This is a genomic window from Streptococcus sp. 27098_8_70 (assembly GCF_041432215.1).
Lineage (GTDB): Bacteria > Bacillota > Bacilli > Lactobacillales > Streptococcaceae > Streptococcus > Streptococcus oralis_CP.
The window spans coordinates 503,396-519,487 of sequence record NZ_JAPVZD010000001.1 but is presented as its reverse complement, the minus strand read 5'-3'; the positions used below and the strand labels follow the sequence as shown (position 1 = coordinate 519,487).

Genomic DNA, 16,092 nt, shown 5'->3' with positions numbered 1-16,092 from the left:
GGACAAGAGACAAGAAAGAGGATTTGATGTGAAGATTCGGATGCGAAATAGGATTCAGTTTGATGAACAGTTGGAAGTCATAGACCAACTTTATGACGTGGAAGTGCGTGAAAAGGGAGATTATAGCTATCTGCTTTTCTACAATGAGGAAAAGGAGAAAGTGGTCATTAAATTCCATGGTCAAGAACTAGTGATGACCCGTTTTTCCAATCCGAAGACCATTATGCGTTTTCTCAAGAATAGTGATAGTTTAGCCTATATTCCGACTCCGATGGGGATGCAGGAGTTTATCATTCAAACGAATCACTATGAACTGGATAGGCAAAAGATTGAGCTTGCCTATCAACTGCAAAACCAAGAGGGACACCCCTTTGCCAGCTATCAATTAGAAATTACTTGGGGATAAGAAAAAGGTTGGCGAATGCCAACCTTATTTGATATAGAGTTCTTGATTTTTTAGGACAATTTCTCGAACTGTAGCAAACTTCTTGAGTTTTTTAAGTTCTTCAGGATGGGTTACGAGAGTGATCACATAGCCTTCTTTACCCATTCGACCTGTACGGCCAGCGCGGTGAGTGTAAGTTTCCATGTCTCTAGGAATATCAAAGTTTACGACACATTCTAGGCTATCGATATCAATTCCGCGAGCCAGAAGGTCTGTTGCAAGGAGCAAGGTTAACTGCTTGTCCTTAAACTTTTCCAAGATAACTTTTCTAAACTTGACATTGACATCACTAGCGAGGGAAACAGCCAAGACATCTCGATATTGCAGTTTTTCTTCCGCACTTCCAAGGTCTGATAGGCTATTAAAGAAGACAAGGCCACGAAAATCCTCTACATGAGCCAGTTTTCGTAGCATATCCACTCGGTGACGTTGGTCTACCTGCATGTAGAAATGCTGGATGTTATCCAATTTTTGGTCAGAGAGATCAATAGTGCGCGTGTTTGGCGCAATCTTTTCTTGGTCAAACTTGGTCGTCGCACTCATGTAGATGAGTTGATGGTCACGAGGTGCGTAGTGAGTGATTTTCTCGACAAAGTGAATCTGAGAATCATCGAGCAATTGGTCAAATTCATCCAGGATGATGGTTTCCACATTCATCATCTTGATTTTTTTCAATTTAATCAACTCAAAGATACGGCCAGGGGTTCCAATCAGTATTTCTGGTCCTTTTTTGAGTCGTTCAATCTGGCGTTTCTGACTGGAACCTGATAAGAAGAGCTGAGCAGTCAAGCCGATAGCCTCTGCCCACGTTTTACATACATCAAAAATTTGTCCAGCAAGTTCTGTATTTGGTGCTAGAATCAAGAGTTGCTGGGCTTTTTTCTTTTGTAGTCTGAGAAGACTTGGCAGGAGGTAAGCTAGGGTCTTACCAGTTCCTGTTGGGCTCACTCCTAGAAGATTTTCTCCAGCAAGAATGGGCTCAAATAGTCGAGTTTGAATGGGGGTGAATTCTTGGAAACCGAGCTGGTCGCTTAGTTCTTGCCATTCAGTGGGTAGTTTGGTTTTCATTTTTCTGCCTCAAATCTAATGCCAGCAGTCTGGCGCATGGTATATAATAGGTCATGAACAGAACCTGCATCATCCAGCCAGTTCTGGTAAAGTGTCTGGTCTGGTTGCTGAATCATCTGTGCAAACGCAGCAACTTCCTCAGTCATCGTATGAGGAGCTTGTTGGATAGGGAGCTGGACTTGCTTTCCTCGGTGGTCGGTAAAAATAGCTGAGCAGACATGCTCAATCGTGTTGAGGGTCAAGGTTCCGTCTACTGTATAAATCTCGCAAGGAAGATTGGAAGTGATGTCTTTCCCAGCTTTGATATGAACTTGAAAGTCAGGGTAGAAGAGGATACCGTCTCCATTTAGGTCAATGCTATTGTCAAGCTGTTGAGCCTGATAGGTCGCGTCCTGAGCTTTTCCAAAGAGGCGAACGGCAGCATAGAGAGGATAAATCCCCAAGTCCATAAGAGCTCCACCAGCAAAACGGTCTGAAAAGACATTTGGCGTTTGTCCAGCCAATAAGTCAGGCATCTTGGAAGAATACTTGGCATAGTTGAAATCAGCTCCTAAGATTTGCTTGTCTGTCAAAAAATTCTTAATAGTGGTAAAAGCTTCCTCGTGGTAGTTTCGTGCCGCTTCAAAGATAAAACAGTGATTTTTCTCAGCTGTTTGTTTCAAATCTAGCCATTCTTGTGGCTGAGTGACAGCTGGCTTTTCAAGAATGACGTGCTTACCAGCAGACAAGGCAGCCTTGGCTTGAGCAAAATGCAAGGAGTTTGGACTAGCGATATAGACTACGTCAAAGGAAGACTTAAAGAAGTCTTCTAATTGATTAAAGAGTTGGATATCTTGATAACAAGAAGCAAAGGTTGCGGCAGTTTCTCGTTTTCTAGAATAGACTGCGACCAGCTGGTATTCTCCGCTAGCATGGGCTGCTTCTATGAAATGATGGCTGATAGCGCCTGTTCCGATGACACCTAATTTAAGCATAAATACTCCTTTTCCGACTTCAAATCCTTCCTTCATTATAACATAGAAAAGAAAGACTATCCAATAGATGGTAAAAATTTTCAAATGGACTACGCATTTCTTGGAGAAAATGGTACAATATTGAAATGAGTAAATGAAACTGAAATGGGAGAGAAAATGAGATTATTACCAATAAGAAAAATATCACGTCAGTCTAAGAGGCTAGCGCTTTTTTTGACTTTTTGTGCAGGATATGTCGATGCCTATACCTTTATCGTTCGAGGGAACACCCTTGTGGCTGGACAAACTGGGAATGTTGTTTTTCTCTCTGTAGGACTCATTCAGCAGAATGTCTCGGACGCCAGTGCTAAAGTGATGACCTTGTTGTCCTTTATGATGGGTGTCTTTTTTCTGACATTGTATAAGGAAAAACTTCGAATTGTTAAAAAGCCGATTTTGTCCTTGATACCACTCGCGGTCTTATCCATAATCATTGGTTTTGTTCCCTTGTCAGTAGACAATATCTACCTAGTTCCACCCTTAGCGTTTTGTATGGGACTGGTGACAACAGCCTTTGGAGAAGTTTCGGGTATCGCCTATAATAATGCCTTTATGACTGGGAATATTAAACGAACCATGTTGGCTTTTGGGGATTATTTCCGAACCAAGCATACGCCTTTTCTACGAGAGGGCTTGATTTTTGTTAGCTTGCTTAGTAGTTTTGTCTTCGGAGTTGTTTTCTCAGCTTATTTGACGATTTACTATCAAGAGAAGACAATTCTAGGTGTTCCTTTTATGATGAGTATCTTTTACTTCAGCATGCTTTTTGCTTTTTGGAGGAAAAAGGGAAAGAAAAAGCTTAATTTTAATTGATTTCACTTGTAAGAAAAAAGAAGATATGCTATACTTGAAGAGTTGACTATGCACAGTCCTGTGCAACCGCACGAACATCGTTTGCTCGTTGTATAACAAATTTAAATTTTGTTATACTTAGAGCTCTTCTTTTAAGTGGTTCGTCCCACGATGCTAGGCGAGTCTTCACAATAATACGGGGAAACCCTAAAAATCATAGGAGGTGCATAATGAGCACATACGCAATTATCAAAACTGGCGGAAAACAAGTTAAAGTTGAAGTTGGTCAAGCAGTTTACGTTGAAAAATTGAACGTTGAAGCTGGTCAAGAAGTTACTTTTAACGAAGTTGTTCTTGTTGGTGGTGAAAACACTGTTGTCGGAACTCCACTTGTTGCTGGAGCTACTGTAGTTGGAACTGTTGAAAAACAAGGAAAACAAAAGAAAGTTGTTACTTACAAGTACAAACCTAAAAAAGGTAGCCACCGTAAACAAGGTCACCGTCAACCATATACAAAAGTTGTCATCAACGCGATCAACGCTTAATTTTAAGGAGAACACATGATACAAGCAGTCTTTGAGAGAGCCGAAGATGGCGAGCTGAGGAGTGCGGAAATTACTGGACACGCCGAAAGTGGCGAATACGGCTTAGATGTCGTGTGTGCATCGGTTTCTACGCTTGCCATTAACTTTGTCAATTCCATTGAGAAATTTGCAGGCTATGAACCAATCTTAGAATTAAACGAAGATGAAGGCGGCTATCTAAAGGTTGAAATACCAGCGGATCTTCCTTCACACCAGAGAGAAATGACCCAGTTATTCTTCGAATCATTTTTCTTAGGTATGGCAAACTTATCGGAGAACTCTTCTGAGTTCGTCCAAACCAGAGTTATCACAGAAAACTAACACGGAGGAAAACATTATGTTAAAAATGACTCTTAACAACTTGCAACTTTTCGCCCACAAAAAAGGTGGAGGTTCTACATCAAACGGACGTGATTCACAAGCGAAACGTCTTGGAGCTAAAGCAGCTGACGGACAAACTGTAACAGGTGGATCAATCCTTTACCGTCAACGTGGTACACACATCTACCCAGGTGTAAACGTTGGACGTGGTGGAGACGATACTTTGTTCGCTAAAGTTGAAGGCGTAGTACGCTTTGAACGTAAAGGTCGCGATAAAAAGCAGGTTTCTGTTTACCCAATCGCAAAATAAAAAGGTTCAGTAAACCTTTTTATCCCGAGCCTTAAAATGAAAAGGCGAGGAAGCTAGAAGTAGCATTAAATAAGGCTTTCCGAGTTTTCGGAGAGCCTATTTTTTTGTTTTGATACCCACAATTTTTTGTTACTAGTGTAGATGAATTTTGTGAGCGACATTATTTTTCCTAGGTGGAAAACTTCTAAAATATGGTATAATGAACAGATAGAGAAGTTGGGGGTAAAAGATGAACATTCAACAATTACGCTATGTTGTGGCTATTGCCAATAGTGGTACTTTCCGTGAAGCTGCTGAAAAGATGTATGTTAGTCAGCCGAGTCTGTCTATTTCTGTTCGCGATTTGGAAAAAGAGCTGGGTTTTAAGATTTTCCGTCGGACGAGTTCGGGAACATTTTTGACTCGTCGTGGAATGGAATTTTATGAGAAAGCGCAAGAATTGGTCAAAGGCTTTGATGTTTTTCAAAATCAGTATGCCAATCCTGAGGAAGAAAAGGATGAATTTTCCATTGCCAGCCAGCACTATGACTTTTTGCCACCAACGATTACGGCCTTTTCAGAGCGTTATCCTGACTACAAGAACTTTCGTATTTTTGAGTCTACCACAGTTCAAATATTAGACGAAGTAGCCCAAGGACACAGTGAGATTGGGATTATCTACCTCAACAACCAAAATAAAAAGGGCATCATGCAACGGGTTGAAAAGCTTGGTTTAGAAGTTATTGAACTAATTCCTTTCCAGACTCACATTTATCTTCGTGAAGGGCATCCTTTAGCCCAGAAAGAGGAATTGGTCATGGAGGATTTAGCAGATTTACCAACAGTTCGTTTTACTCAGGAAAAGGATGAGTATCTATACTATTCAGAGAACTTTGTCGACACCAGCGCGAGCTCACAGATGTTCAATGTGACCGACCGTGCTACTTTGAATGGTATTTTGGAGCGAACGGATGCCTATGCGACAGGTTCAGGATTTTTAGATAGTGACAGTGTCAATGGAATCACAGTCATTCGTCTCAAGGATAATCTAGATAATCGCATGGTCTATGTCAAACGGGAAGAAGTGGAGCTTAGCCAAGCTGGGACTCTTTTCGTAGAAGTCATGCAAGAATATTTTGATCAAAAGAGGAAATCATGAAAAAAAGAGGAATAGTAGCAGTCATTGTACTGCTTTTGATTGGGCTGGATCAGTTGGTCAAAAATTATGTTGTCCAGCAGATTCCACTGGGTGAAGTGCGTTCGTGGATCCCCAATCTCGTTAGTTTGACCTACCTGCAAAATAGAGGAGCAGCCTTCTCCATGCTGCAAGATCAGCAGTGGTTATTTGCTGTCATTACACTGGTCGTCATGGTGGGTGCCATTTGGTATTTACATAAACACATGGAGGACTCTCTCTGGTTAGTTTTTGGACTGACCCTGATAATAGCGGGAGGTCTGGGCAACTTTATCGACAGAATGAGTCAAGGTTTTGTGGTGGATATGTTTCACCTAGACTTTATCAATTTTGCGATTTTCAATGTTGCTGACAGCTATTTGACAGTCGGTGTCATTGTTTTATTGATTGCAATGCTAAAAGAGGAAGTAAATGGAAATAAAAATTGAAACTGGTGGGCAACGTCTAGACAAGGCTCTGTCAGATCTGACAGAATTGTCACGCAGTCTCGCGAATGAACAAATCAAGGCTGGACAAGTCTTGGTGAATGGGCAAGTCAAGAAAGCCAAATACACTGTCCAAGAGGGGGATATCGTCACTTACCATGTGCCAGAACCGGAGGTTTTAGAGTATGTGGCTGAAGATATTCCGCTAGATATCATCTACCAAGATGAGGATGTAGCCGTTGTTAACAAACCTCAGGGTATGGTGGTCCATCCCAGCGCCGGTCATACTAGCGGAACCTTGGTCAATGCCCTCATGTACCATATCAAGGACTTGTCAGGTATCAATGGGGTTCTCCGACCGGGTATCGTTCATCGCATTGACAAGGACACGTCTGGCCTCCTTATGATTGCTAAGAATGATGAGGCCCACTTAGCACTCGCTCAAGAACTCAAGGATAAGAAGTCTCTTCGCAAATACTGGGCGATTGTTCATGGCAATCTTCCCAATGATCGTGGTGTGATTGAAGCTCCGATTGGTCGTAGTGAAAAAGATCGTAAGAAACAGGCAGTGACTGCTAAAGGGAAGCCAGCAGTGACTCGTTTTCAAGTCTTGGAACGCTTTGGAGATTATAGTTTGCTAGAGTTGCAACTGGAAACAGGGCGTACTCACCAAATCCGTGTTCATATGGCTTATATTGGCCATCCAGTCGCTGGTGATGAAGTCTATGGTCCTCGTAAGACACTGAAGGGACATGGGCAATTTCTCCATGCTAAGACTCTAGGCTTTACTCATCCGAGAACAGGTGAAACCTTGGAGTTCACAGCAGATATTCCAGAGATTTTTAAAGAAACGCTGGAAAGATTGCGTAAAACTGAGAATAGATAAAAGAGTTGAGATGCCTTGTCTCAACCTTTTTCATTTCAAGTCTTTTCCATTTTAAAGTATTCATGTTATAATGGATAAATATGAAGAATCGGAGTGAGAATATGAAGTACAAACGAATCGTCTTTAAGGTAGGGACTTCCTCCTTGACAAATGAAGACGGGAGTTTATCAAGGAGTAAAGTAAAGGCAATTACCCAGCAATTGGCTATGCTACATGAAGCTGGACATGAGTTGATTTTAGTGTCATCTGGGGCAGTTGCCGCTGGATTTGGAGCTTTGGGTTTTAAAAAACGTCCGACCAAGATTGCAGATAAACAGGCCTCGGCTGCAGTTGGTCAGGGACTTTTGTTGGAGGAATACACAACCAACCTCCTCATGCGCCAGATCGTTTCTGCACAAATCTTGCTGACACAGGATGATTTTGTAGATAAGCGTCGCTATAAGAATGCCCACCAGGCCTTGTCTGTATTGCTTCATCGTGGTGCAATCCCCATCATCAACGAGAATGACAGTGTCGTTATTGATGAGCTCAAGGTGGGTGATAATGACACTCTGAGTGCCCAGGTAGCGGCGATGGTCCAAGCAGACCTTTTAGTTCTCTTGACGGATGTGGACGGTCTCTATACCGGAAATCCCAACTCAGATCCAACAGCCAAACGTTTGGAGAAAATCGAGACTATCAATCGTGAGATTATTGATATGGCTGGTGGAGCAGGTTCGTCAAACGGTACTGGGGGTATGTTGACAAAAATCAAAGCTGCAACTATTGCGACGGAGTCAGGTGTGCCAGTCTATATCTGCTCTTCCATGAAATCTGATGCCTTGATTGAAGCAGCAGAGGAGACCAAGGATGGATCCTTCTTTGTTGCGCAAGAGAAGGGACTTCGTACCCAGAAACAATGGCTGGCCTTCTATGCTCAAAGTCAGGGAACGATTTGGGTAGATGGTGGAGCTGCAGAGGCACTTTCAAAAAACGGGAAAAGTCTCCTTTTATCGGGTGTGGTAGAAGTGGAAGGAAACTTCTCTTACCACGATATTGTAACAGTAGCAGATAAAGAAACAGGTCAATCTCTTGGAAAGGGACGTGTCCAATTTGGTGTCTCAGCCCTAGAAGATATGCTCCGTTCTCAAAAAGCTAAGGGAGTCTTGATTCACCGTGATGACTGGATTTCCATCACTCCTGAAATCCAGCTGCTCTTTACAGAATTTTAGAGGTGAACGATGGTAAGTACACAAGAACAATTTGAACAGGTACAGGCTGTTAAGAAATCAATCAATACTGCCAGTGAAGCAGTGAAAAACCAAGCCTTGCTAGCTATGGCTGATTATTTATTGGCAGCTACTGAGGAGATTTTAGAGGCCAATGCCCTCGATATGGCAGCGGCCAAGGGGAAAATCTCAGATGTCATGCTAGACCGTCTTTATTTGGATGAGGGACGTATAGAAGCGATGGCAAGAGGGATTCGTGAAGTGGTTGCTTTACCAGATCCTATTGGTGAGGTCCTAGAGACAAGTCATCTTGAAAATGGCTTGGTAATCACCAAAAAACGTGTGGCTATGGGGGTTATTGGTATTATCTATGAAAGCCGTCCAAATGTGACGTCTGATGCGGCTGCTTTGGCTCTCAAAAGTGGCAATGCGGTCGTTCTTCGTAGTGGTAAGGACGCCTACCAAACAGCTCATGCTATTGTCACAGCCTTAAAGAAGGGCTTGGAGACGACGATCATCCATCCAGAGGTGATTCAACTGGTGGAAGATACTAGCCGTGAAAGTAGCTATGCTATGATGAAGGCCAAGGGTTATCTAGACCTTCTTATTCCTCGTGGAGGCGCTGGCTTGATCAATGCTGTTGTTGAAAATGCCATTGTGCCTGTTATCGAGACAGGAACTGGGATTGTCCATGTCTATGTGGATAAGGATGCAGATGAAGACAAGGCTCTGTCTATCATCAACAATGCTAAAACCAGTCGTCCTTCTGTCTGCAATGCCATGGAGGTCTTGCTAGTTCATGAAGACAAGGCAGCAAGTTTCCTTCCTCGCTTGGAACAAGTTCTGGTTGCAGAGCGTAAGGAAGCTGGACTGGAACCAATTCAATTCCGCTTGGATAGCCAAGCAAGTCAGTTTGTTTCAGGTCGAGCAGCTGAGGCACAAGACTTTGACACTGAGTTTTTAGATTATATCCTAGCGATTAAGGTTGTGAGCAGTTTAGAAGAAGCAGTTGAGCATATTGAAGCTCACAGTACCCATCATTCGGATGCCATTGTGACGGAAAATGCTGAGGCTGCAGCCTACTTTACAGATCAAGTGGACTCAGCAGCGGTTTATGTCAATGCCTCAACGCGTTTCACTGATGGTGGGCAATTTGGTCTTGGATGTGAGATGGGAATTTCTACTCAGAAACTGCATGCGCGTGGGCCTATGGGCTTGAAAGAGTTGACCAGCTACAAGTATGTGGTTACTGGGGACGGACAGATAAGGGAGTAAGAGATGAAGATTGGATTTATCGGTTTGGGGAATATGGGAGCTAGTTTGGCCAAGGCTGTTGTGCAGGCCAAGACGGGTGCTCAGATTCTCCTTGCCAATCGTAGTCAAGCAAAAGTAGATGCTTTCATTGCCAACTTTGGTGGTCAGGCTTCCAGCAATGACGAAATCTTCGCAGAAGCAGATGTGATTTTTCTAGGAGTTAAGCCTGCTCAGTTCTCAGACTTGCTTTCTCAATACCAGACCATCCTTGAAAATAGAGAAAGTCTTCTTTTGATTTCCATGGCAGCTGGATTGACTTTGGAAAAACTAGCCAAATTTTTACCGAGTCACCACCGAATCATTCGCATCATGCCCAATACACCAGTGGCTATCGGCCAAGGAGTGATTAGTTATGCCATGTCAGCAAACTGTCTTGCTGAGGACAGGGAGCTCTTTTGTCAGCTTTTAGCCAAGGCTGGTCTTTTGGTTGAGCTGGGAGATGGCTTAATCGATGCGGCGACAGGTCTCGCAGGTTGTGGACCAGCTTTTGTCTATCTCTTTATCGAGGCTTTGGCAGATGCGGGTGTACAGACAGGATTGCCACGAGAAAGGGCCTTGAAAATGGCAGCCCAAACAGTAGTCGGCGCTGGACAAATGGTCCTCGAAAGTCAGCAACATCCTGGAGTTTTGAAAGACCAAGTTTGCAGTCCAGGTGGTTCGACTATCGCTGGTGTAGCAAGTCTGGAAGAACATGCCTTTAGAGGTACCGTCATGGACGCAGTTCAGCAAGCCTACAAACGAACACAAGAACTAGGTAAATAAGAGGTTGGATGACTCCCAGCCTCTTTTATGGTCGATTGAATGGAGAAGACACAAAAAGATTGTCACAAAAACCTATTTTTTTGATAGAATAGAAGGTAGAAAAAAAGAAATGAGTTAGACATGTCAAAAGGATTTTTAGTCTCTCTTGAGGGACCAGAGGGAGCAGGCAAGACCAGTGTTTTAGAGGCTCTACTCCCAATTTTAGAGGAAAACGGAGTAGAGGTGCTGACGACCCGTGAGCCAGGCGGAGTCTTGATTGGGGAGAAGATTCGGGAAGTGATTTTAGATCCAAGTCATACTCAGATGGATGCTAAGACAGAACTCCTTCTCTATATCGCCAGTCGCAGACAGCATTTGGTGGAAAAAGTTCTTCCAGCCCTTGAAGCTGGCAAGTTGGTCATTATGGACCGCTTCATCGATAGTTCTGTTGCTTATCAGGGATTTGGTCGTGGCTTGGACATTGAAGCCATTGACTGGCTCAATCATTTTGCTACAGATGGCCTCAAACCCGATTTGACACTTTATTTTGACATTGAGGTGGAAGAGGGACTGGCTCGCATTGCTGCTAATAGTGACCGGGAGGTCAATCGTTTGGACTTGGAAGGGTTGGACTTGCATAAAAAAGTCCGTCAAGGCTACCTTTCTCTTCTGGACAAAGAAGGAAATCGCATTGTCAAGATTGATGCTAGTCTCCCTTTGGAACAAGTTGTGGAAACTACCAAGGCTGTCTTGTTTGATAGAATGGGCTTGGCTAAATGAAACAAGAAGAATTAAAGGCTTGGCAGCCAGACCAGTTTGACCGCTTTGTCCGTATCCTAGAACAAGACCAGCTCAATCACGCCTATCTCTTTTCAGGTTTCTTTGGAAGCTTGGAAATGGCGCAGTTTTTGGCTAAGAGCCTCTTTTGTACGGATAAAGTAGGCGTTTTACCATGTGAGAAATGCCGAAACTGCAAGCTGATTGAACAGGAAGAGTTTCCAGATGTTACCTTGATTAAGCCAGTCAATCAGGTCATCAAGACAGAACGTATTCGTGAATTGGTGGGACAATTTTCTCAAGCAGGGATTGAAAGCCAACAACAGATTTTTATTATCGAGCAAGCTGAGAAAATGCATCCAAACGCAGCTAATTCTCTGCTCAAGGTCATCGAAGAACCCCAGAGTGAAGTTTATATTTTCTTCTTGACCAGCGATGAGGAAAAAATCTTGCCAACTATCCGAAGTCGGACCCAGATTTTCCATTTTAAAAAGCAAGAAGAAAAGCTCATCCATCAATTAGAACAAGCAGGTCTGGTCAAGAAAAAAGCAACTCTTTTAGCTCAGTTTAGTCAATCGCGTGCTGAAGCTGAAAAGTTGGTCAATCAGGCTAGTTTTTGGACCTTGGTGGATGAGAGTGAACGCTTGCTGACCTGGTTATTAGCTAAGAAAAAAGAAAGTTATCTCCAAGTTGCTAAATTAGCCAGCTTGGCAGATGACAAGGAAAAACAAGATCAGGTTTTGCGAATCCTCGAAGTGCTCTGTGGGCAGGATCTCTTGCAAGCAAGGATTCGACAGATTTTACAAGATTTGCTAGAAGCCAGAAAAATGTGGCAAGCCAATGTTAGCTTTCAAAATGCCATGGAATATCTGGTCTTGAAAGAAATATAAACTCAAAAATGAACGATATAGAAAGGAAAGGGCTGGTTTATGGACAAAAAAGAATTATTTGACGCGCTGGATGATTTTTCCCAACAATTACTGGTGACCTTGGCCGATGTGGAAGCCATCAAGAAAAATCTCAAGAGCCTGGTAGAGGAAAATACAGCTCTTCGATTGGAAAATAGTAAGTTGCGCGAACGCTTGGGCGAGGTGGAAGCAGATACTCCCGTCAAGGCTAAGCATGTTCGTGAAAGCGTCCGTCGGATCTATAAAGACGGTTTTCACGTATGTAATGATTTTTATGGACAACGCCGGGAGCAGGACGAGGAGTGTATGTTCTGTGACGAGTTGTTATACAGGGAGTAGGCATGCAGATTCAAAAAAGTTTTAAGGGACAATCTCCCTATGGCAAGCTTTACCTAGTAGCAACGCCGATTGGCAATCTAGATGACATGACCTTTCGTGCCATTCAGACCTTGAAAGAAGTGGACTGGATTGCGGCTGAGGACACCCGTAACACGGGCCTTTTACTCAAGCATTTTGACATTTCCACCAAGCAGATCAGTTTTCACGAGCACAATGCCAAGGAAAAAATTCCTGATTTGATTGGTTTCTTGAAAGCGGGACAAAGTATCGCTCAGGTATCCGATGCGGGTCTGCCTAGTATCTCGGACCCTGGTCATGATTTGGTCAAGGCAGCTATTGAGGAAGAAATCGCAGTTGTTACCGTTCCAGGTGCTTCTGCAGGGATTTCTGCCTTGATTGCCAGCGGTTTAGCACCACAGCCACATATCTTTTACGGTTTCTTACCGAGAAAATCAGGCCAGCAAAAGCAATTTTTTCAAGCCAAAAAAGCCTATCCAGAAACTCAGATTTTCTATGAATCACCCCACCGTGTAGCGGATACGTTAGAAAATATGCTAGTAGTTTACGGTGACCGCTCGGTAGTCTTGGTCAGGGAATTGACCAAAATCTATGAAGAATACCAACGAGGAAAGATTTCAGAGCTACTAGAAAGTATTGCTGAAACGCCACTCAAGGGTGAATGCCTTCTCATCGTTGAAGGTGCCAGTCAGGATGTGGAGGAAAAGGACGAGGAGGACTTGTTTTCAGATATCCAAGCACGCATCCAACAAGGCATGAAGAAAAATCAAGCCATTAAGGAAGTTGCGAAACTCTACCAGTGGAATAAAAGCCAACTCTACGCTGCCTATCACGAATGGGAAGAAAATCAAGAAAATGACTAAACAGGGAAGTTTGCCTTCTTCCCTTTTTTTGTTATACTAGTAGAAGAAAAATTAGAAAGATTTGTGGGTGTCAAATAGTCTAGTAACTTGTTTTGATATGAACTTAGGTTCCACCCAAAGAGGTATTAGTGTCGTGTCTCAATCTTATATCAATGTTATCGGAGCAGGTTTGGCAGGTTCTGAAGCAGCTTACCAAATCGCAGAACGTGGTATTCCAGTTAAACTCTATGAAATGCGTGGGATCAAGTCAACACCACAGCACAAAACAGACAATTTTGCTGAATTGGTTTGTTCCAATTCCTTACGTGGGGATGCTTTGACCAATGCAGTTGGGCTTCTCAAGGAAGAAATGCGTCGCTTGGGTTCTGTTATCTTGGAATCTGCTGAAGCTACACGTGTTCCTGCTGGTGGAGCCCTTGCGGTGGACCGTGATGGTTTCTCTCAAATGGTGACTGAAAAAGTGGCTAATCACCCCTTGATTGAAGTGGTTCGTGATGAAATTACAGAATTGCCGACTGATGTTATTACAGTTGTCGCTACTGGTCCTTTAACCAGCGATGCCCTAGCTGAAAAGATTCATGCCCTTAATGACGGTGATGGTTTCTATTTCTACGATGCGGCGGCGCCGATTATCGATGTCAATACCATCGATATGAGCAAGGTCTATCTCAAGTCTCGTTATGACAAGGGAGAAGCAGCCTACCTCAATGCCCCTATGACCAAGCAAGAATTTATGGATTTCCATGAAGCATTGATCAATGCGGAAGAAGCCCCGCTCAATTCGTTTGAAAAAGAAAAGTACTTTGAAGGTTGTATGCCTATCGAAGTCATGGCTAAGCGTGGCATTAAAACCATGCTTTATGGTCCGATGAAGCCAGTCGGTTTGGAGTATCCAGACGATTATACAGGCCCTCGTGACGGGGAGTTCAAAACACCGTATGCAGTTGTCCAGCTTCGTCAGGATAATGCGGCTGGTAGCCTCTACAATATCGTCGGTTTCCAGACCCACCTCAAATGGGGAGAACAAAAGCGTGTCTTCCAAATGATTCCAGGTCTTGAAAATGCGGAGTTTGTTCGCTATGGGGTCATGCACCGCAATTCTTACATGGATTCACCAAATCTTCTGGAGCAGACCTATCGTTCTAAGAAACAGCCAAACCTTTTCTTTGCTGGTCAAATGACGGGTGTAGAAGGCTATGTTGAGTCAGCAGCTTCAGGCTTGGTTGCAGGTATTAACGCAGCTCGTCTCTTTAAGGGTGAAAGTGAAGCTATCTTCCCAGAGACCACAGCGATTGGAAGTCTAGCTCATTACATCACTCATGCGGACAGCAAGCATTTCCAGCCCATGAATGTCAATTTTGGGATTATCAAGGAATTGGATGGCGAGCGTATCCGTGATAAGAAGGCTCGTTATGAAAAAATTGCAGAGCGTGCTCTTACCGACTTAGAGGAATTTTTAACAGTCTAATTTTTTTCAAAGAATTGCTCATGATACTATAAAAATCTTAGAAATTGTGATAAAATAGGTAGGATAAAAAAAGGAGAGTAAAAATGGCGAATCCCAAGTATAAACGTATTTTAATCAAGTTATCAGGTGAAGCCCTTGCCGGTGAACGTGGCGTAGGGATTGATATCCAAACAGTTCAAACAATCGCAAAAGAGATTCAAGAAGTTCATAGCTTAGGTATCGAAATTGCCCTTGTTATTGGTGGAGGAAATCTCTGGCGTGGGGAACCTGCTGCAGAAGCAGGAATGGACCGTGTTCAGGCAGATTACACTGGAATGCTTGGGACCGTGATGAATGCTCTTGTGATGGCAGATTCATTGCAACAAGTTGGTGTCGATACGCGTGTACAAACAGCCATTGCCATGCAACAAGTGGCAGAACCTTATGTACGTGGACGTGCCCTTCGTCACCTTGAAAAAGGCCGTATTGTTATCTTTGGTGCTGGAATTGGTTCACCTTACTTCTCAACAGATACAACAGCAGCCCTTCGTGCAGCTGAAATCGAAGCGGATGCCATTCTTATGGCTAAAAATGGCGTAGATGGTGTTTACAATGCCGATCCTAAGAAAGACAAGACAGCTGTTAAATTTGAAGAATTGACCCACCGTGACGTTATCAACAAAGGTCTTCGTATCATGGATTCAACAGCTTCAACCCTCTCTATGGACAACGACATTGACTTGGTTGTCTTTAACATGAACCAACCAGGCAACATCAAACGTGTCGTATTTGGTGAAAATATCGGAACAACAGTTTCAAACAATATCGAAGAAAAGGAATAAGAAAATTATGGCTAACGCAATTGTAGAAAAAGCTAAAGAGAGAATGACCCAGTCTCACCAATCACTTGCTCGTGAATTTGGAGGTATCCGTGCCGGTCGTGCCAACGCAAGCTTGCTAGACCGTATCCACGTAGAATACTATGGAGTTGAAACTCCTCTTAACCAAATCGCTTCAATTACTATTCCAGAAGCGCGTGTCTTGTTGGTAACACCATTTGACAAGTCTTCATTGAAAGACATCGAACGTGCCTTGAACGCTTCTGATCTTGGTATTACACCAGCTAATGACGGTTCTGTGATCCGCTTGGTTATCCCAGCTCTTACAGAAGAAACTCGTCGTGACCTTGCCAAAGAAGTGAAGAAGGTCGGTGAAAATGCTAAAGTGGCTGTCCGCAATATCCGTCGTGATGCTATGGATGAAGCTAAGAAACAAGAAAAAGCAAAAGAAATCACTGAAGACGAATTGAAGACTCTTGAAAAAGATATTCAAAAAGTAACAGACGATGCTGTGAAACACATCGACGACATGACTGCCAATAAAGAAAAAGAAATCTTGGAAGTCTAAAAATAAACAGAAAAACTCAGTTGGCATTGCTGGCTGAGTTTTATTCGAAAGA

General features: G+C 43.2%; 20 protein-coding genes, 1 pseudogene and 1 other annotated feature. Of the genes and pseudogenes, 18 read left to right on the top strand and 3 right to left on the bottom strand.

The window, feature by feature from the left end:
- The first annotated feature begins 28 nt into the window (after positions 1-28).
- Positions 29-406 (top strand): DUF1934 domain-containing protein, encoded by a 378-nt coding sequence (locus O3655_RS02505; RefSeq protein ID WP_308697066.1) that lies wholly within the window; start codon positions 29-31, stop codon positions 404-406.
- Positions 407-430: 24 nt separating this feature from the next.
- On the opposite strand, the gene O3655_RS02500 is transcribed toward O3655_RS02505, so the two are convergent.
- Complete coding sequence (locus O3655_RS02500) at positions 431-1,513, bottom strand: DEAD/DEAH box helicase (protein ID WP_070568870.1); 1,083 nt, start codon at positions 1,511-1,513, stop codon at positions 431-433.
- A complete protein-coding gene (locus O3655_RS02495; protein WP_070568867.1) occupies positions 1,510-2,487 on the bottom strand; it encodes a Gfo/Idh/MocA family protein in 978 nt (325 codons plus the stop codon). Before O3655_RS02495 ends, O3655_RS02500 begins: the two co-directional genes overlap by 4 nt.
- A gap of 156 nt (positions 2,488-2,643) precedes the next feature.
- On the opposite strand from O3655_RS02495, the gene O3655_RS02490 reads away from it, so the two are divergent.
- The 4 genes from O3655_RS02490 (at position 2,644) to rpmA (ending at position 4,533) form a co-directional block, all read left to right on the top strand.
- Positions 2,644-3,339 carry a YoaK family protein gene (locus O3655_RS02490; protein ID WP_308697067.1) on the top strand — a complete coding sequence of 232 codons (696 nt, stop codon included), beginning with the start codon at positions 2,644-2,646 and terminating at the stop codon, positions 3,337-3,339.
- A 54-nt stretch (positions 3,340-3,393) separates the two neighbouring features.
- Positions 3,394-3,514, top strand: a sequence feature (ribosomal protein L21 leader region).
- A 34-nt stretch (positions 3,515-3,548) separates the two neighbouring features.
- The gene (rplU, locus tag O3655_RS02485) at positions 3,549-3,863 is read left to right on the top strand and encodes a 50S ribosomal protein L21 (RefSeq protein WP_000109141.1); all 315 of its coding nucleotides are present in this window, start codon (positions 3,549-3,551) and stop codon (positions 3,861-3,863) included.
- A gap of 15 nt (positions 3,864-3,878) precedes the next feature.
- A complete protein-coding gene (locus O3655_RS02480) occupies positions 3,879-4,223 on the top strand; it encodes a ribosomal-processing cysteine protease Prp (RefSeq protein ID WP_000613705.1) in 345 nt (114 codons plus the stop codon).
- Positions 4,224-4,239: 16 nt separating this feature from the next.
- Positions 4,240-4,533 (top strand): 50S ribosomal protein L27, encoded by a 294-nt coding sequence (rpmA, locus tag O3655_RS02475; RefSeq protein WP_000916509.1) that lies wholly within the window; start codon positions 4,240-4,242, stop codon positions 4,531-4,533.
- A gap of 165 nt (positions 4,534-4,698) precedes the next feature.
- On the opposite strand, the pseudogene O3655_RS02470 reads toward rpmA, so the two are convergent.
- Positions 4,699-4,770, bottom strand: a pseudogene (locus O3655_RS02470) (AraC family transcriptional regulator); the annotation flags it as partial.
- Here O3655_RS02470 and O3655_RS02465 point away from each other — a divergent pair.
- From O3655_RS02465 to frr, 13 genes are all read left to right on the top strand, one after another.
- Positions 4,763-5,671, top strand: a complete 909-nt coding sequence (locus O3655_RS02465) for a LysR family transcriptional regulator (RefSeq protein ID WP_001025717.1) — start codon at positions 4,763-4,765, stop codon at positions 5,669-5,671. The pseudogene O3655_RS02470 and the gene O3655_RS02465 sit on opposite strands and share 8 nt — an antisense overlap.
- Positions 5,668-6,135, top strand: coding sequence for a signal peptidase II (gene lspA, locus O3655_RS02460; protein WP_000745683.1), 468 nt, complete (start codon positions 5,668-5,670; stop codon positions 6,133-6,135). Before O3655_RS02465 ends, lspA begins: the two co-directional genes overlap by 4 nt.
- Positions 6,119-7,018, top strand: coding sequence for an RluA family pseudouridine synthase (locus tag O3655_RS02455; RefSeq protein ID WP_049478045.1), 900 nt, complete (start codon positions 6,119-6,121; stop codon positions 7,016-7,018). Before lspA ends, O3655_RS02455 begins: the two co-directional genes overlap by 17 nt.
- A 101-nt stretch (positions 7,019-7,119) precedes the next feature.
- Entirely contained in the window at positions 7,120-8,229 is a 1,110-nt protein-coding gene (proB, locus tag O3655_RS02450; protein WP_000875730.1) for a glutamate 5-kinase, read from the top strand.
- Between the two features lie 9 nt (positions 8,230-8,238).
- Positions 8,239-9,501 (top strand): glutamate-5-semialdehyde dehydrogenase, encoded by a 1,263-nt coding sequence (locus tag O3655_RS02445; RefSeq protein WP_049478046.1) that lies wholly within the window; start codon positions 8,239-8,241, stop codon positions 9,499-9,501.
- Between the two features lie 3 nt (positions 9,502-9,504).
- Positions 9,505-10,302: a pyrroline-5-carboxylate reductase gene (proC, locus tag O3655_RS02440; protein ID WP_308697068.1), complete on the top strand. Its 798-nt coding sequence runs from the start codon at positions 9,505-9,507 to the stop codon at positions 10,300-10,302.
- Between the two features lie 120 nt (positions 10,303-10,422).
- The gene (tmk, locus tag O3655_RS02435) at positions 10,423-11,061 is read left to right on the top strand and encodes a dTMP kinase (protein WP_070568849.1); all 639 of its coding nucleotides are present in this window, start codon (positions 10,423-10,425) and stop codon (positions 11,059-11,061) included.
- The gene (locus O3655_RS02430) at positions 11,058-11,948 is read left to right on the top strand and encodes a DNA polymerase III subunit delta' (RefSeq protein ID WP_265531051.1); all 891 of its coding nucleotides are present in this window, start codon (positions 11,058-11,060) and stop codon (positions 11,946-11,948) included. Before tmk ends, O3655_RS02430 begins: the two co-directional genes overlap by 4 nt.
- A 39-nt stretch (positions 11,949-11,987) precedes the next feature.
- Entirely contained in the window at positions 11,988-12,305 is a 318-nt protein-coding gene (gene yabA / locus O3655_RS02425; protein ID WP_000358229.1) for a DNA replication initiation control protein YabA, read from the top strand.
- 2 nt (positions 12,306-12,307) lie between these two features.
- Positions 12,308-13,186 (top strand): 16S rRNA (cytidine(1402)-2'-O)-methyltransferase, encoded by an 879-nt coding sequence (rsmI, locus tag O3655_RS02420; protein ID WP_339293626.1) that lies wholly within the window; start codon positions 12,308-12,310, stop codon positions 13,184-13,186.
- Between the two features lie 133 nt (positions 13,187-13,319).
- Entirely contained in the window at positions 13,320-14,654 is a 1,335-nt protein-coding gene (trmFO, locus tag O3655_RS02415; RefSeq protein ID WP_371641143.1) for a methylenetetrahydrofolate--tRNA-(uracil(54)-C(5))-methyltransferase (FADH(2)-oxidizing) TrmFO, read from the top strand.
- 83 nt (positions 14,655-14,737) lie between these two features.
- Positions 14,738-15,475, top strand: a complete 738-nt coding sequence (gene pyrH / locus O3655_RS02410; protein ID WP_000002996.1) for a UMP kinase — start codon at positions 14,738-14,740, stop codon at positions 15,473-15,475.
- A gap of 7 nt (positions 15,476-15,482) precedes the next feature.
- Positions 15,483-16,040, top strand: a complete 558-nt coding sequence (frr, locus tag O3655_RS02405) for a ribosome recycling factor (protein ID WP_001262235.1) — start codon at positions 15,483-15,485, stop codon at positions 16,038-16,040.
- Positions 16,041-16,092: the final 52 nt, after the last annotated feature.

What these genes read in the sequence shown, in the direction of transcription:
- yabA (WP_000358229.1), top strand. Translation starts at nt 11,988, where the DNA reads ATGGACAAAAAAGAATTATTTGACGCGCTGGATGATTTTTCCCAACAA.
- O3655_RS02500 (WP_070568870.1), bottom strand. Translation starts at nt 1,513, where the DNA reads ATGAAAACCAAACTACCCACTGAATGGCAAGAACTAAGCGACCAGCTC.
- O3655_RS02465 (WP_001025717.1), top strand. Translation starts at nt 4,763, where the DNA reads ATGAACATTCAACAATTACGCTATGTTGTGGCTATTGCCAATAGTGGT.
- rsmI (WP_339293626.1), top strand. Translation starts at nt 12,308, where the DNA reads ATGCAGATTCAAAAAAGTTTTAAGGGACAATCTCCCTATGGCAAGCTT.
- rpmA (WP_000916509.1), top strand. Translation starts at nt 4,240, where the DNA reads ATGTTAAAAATGACTCTTAACAACTTGCAACTTTTCGCCCACAAAAAA.
- O3655_RS02490 (WP_308697067.1), top strand. Translation starts at nt 2,644, where the DNA reads ATGAGATTATTACCAATAAGAAAAATATCACGTCAGTCTAAGAGGCTA.
- O3655_RS02445 (WP_049478046.1), top strand. Translation starts at nt 8,239, where the DNA reads ATGGTAAGTACACAAGAACAATTTGAACAGGTACAGGCTGTTAAGAAA.
- O3655_RS02455 (WP_049478045.1), top strand. Translation starts at nt 6,119, where the DNA reads ATGGAAATAAAAATTGAAACTGGTGGGCAACGTCTAGACAAGGCTCTG.
- O3655_RS02495 (WP_070568867.1), bottom strand. Translation starts at nt 2,487, where the DNA reads ATGCTTAAATTAGGTGTCATCGGAACAGGCGCTATCAGCCATCATTTC.
- O3655_RS02430 (WP_265531051.1), top strand. Translation starts at nt 11,058, where the DNA reads ATGAAACAAGAAGAATTAAAGGCTTGGCAGCCAGACCAGTTTGACCGC.
- O3655_RS02480 (WP_000613705.1), top strand. Translation starts at nt 3,879, where the DNA reads ATGATACAAGCAGTCTTTGAGAGAGCCGAAGATGGCGAGCTGAGGAGT.
- frr (WP_001262235.1), top strand. Translation starts at nt 15,483, where the DNA reads ATGGCTAACGCAATTGTAGAAAAAGCTAAAGAGAGAATGACCCAGTCT.
- proB (WP_000875730.1), top strand. Translation starts at nt 7,120, where the DNA reads ATGAAGTACAAACGAATCGTCTTTAAGGTAGGGACTTCCTCCTTGACA.
- pyrH (WP_000002996.1), top strand. Translation starts at nt 14,738, where the DNA reads ATGGCGAATCCCAAGTATAAACGTATTTTAATCAAGTTATCAGGTGAA.
- proC (WP_308697068.1), top strand. Translation starts at nt 9,505, where the DNA reads ATGAAGATTGGATTTATCGGTTTGGGGAATATGGGAGCTAGTTTGGCC.
- tmk (WP_070568849.1), top strand. Translation starts at nt 10,423, where the DNA reads ATGTCAAAAGGATTTTTAGTCTCTCTTGAGGGACCAGAGGGAGCAGGC.
- rplU (WP_000109141.1), top strand. Translation starts at nt 3,549, where the DNA reads ATGAGCACATACGCAATTATCAAAACTGGCGGAAAACAAGTTAAAGTT.
- lspA (WP_000745683.1), top strand. Translation starts at nt 5,668, where the DNA reads ATGAAAAAAAGAGGAATAGTAGCAGTCATTGTACTGCTTTTGATTGGG.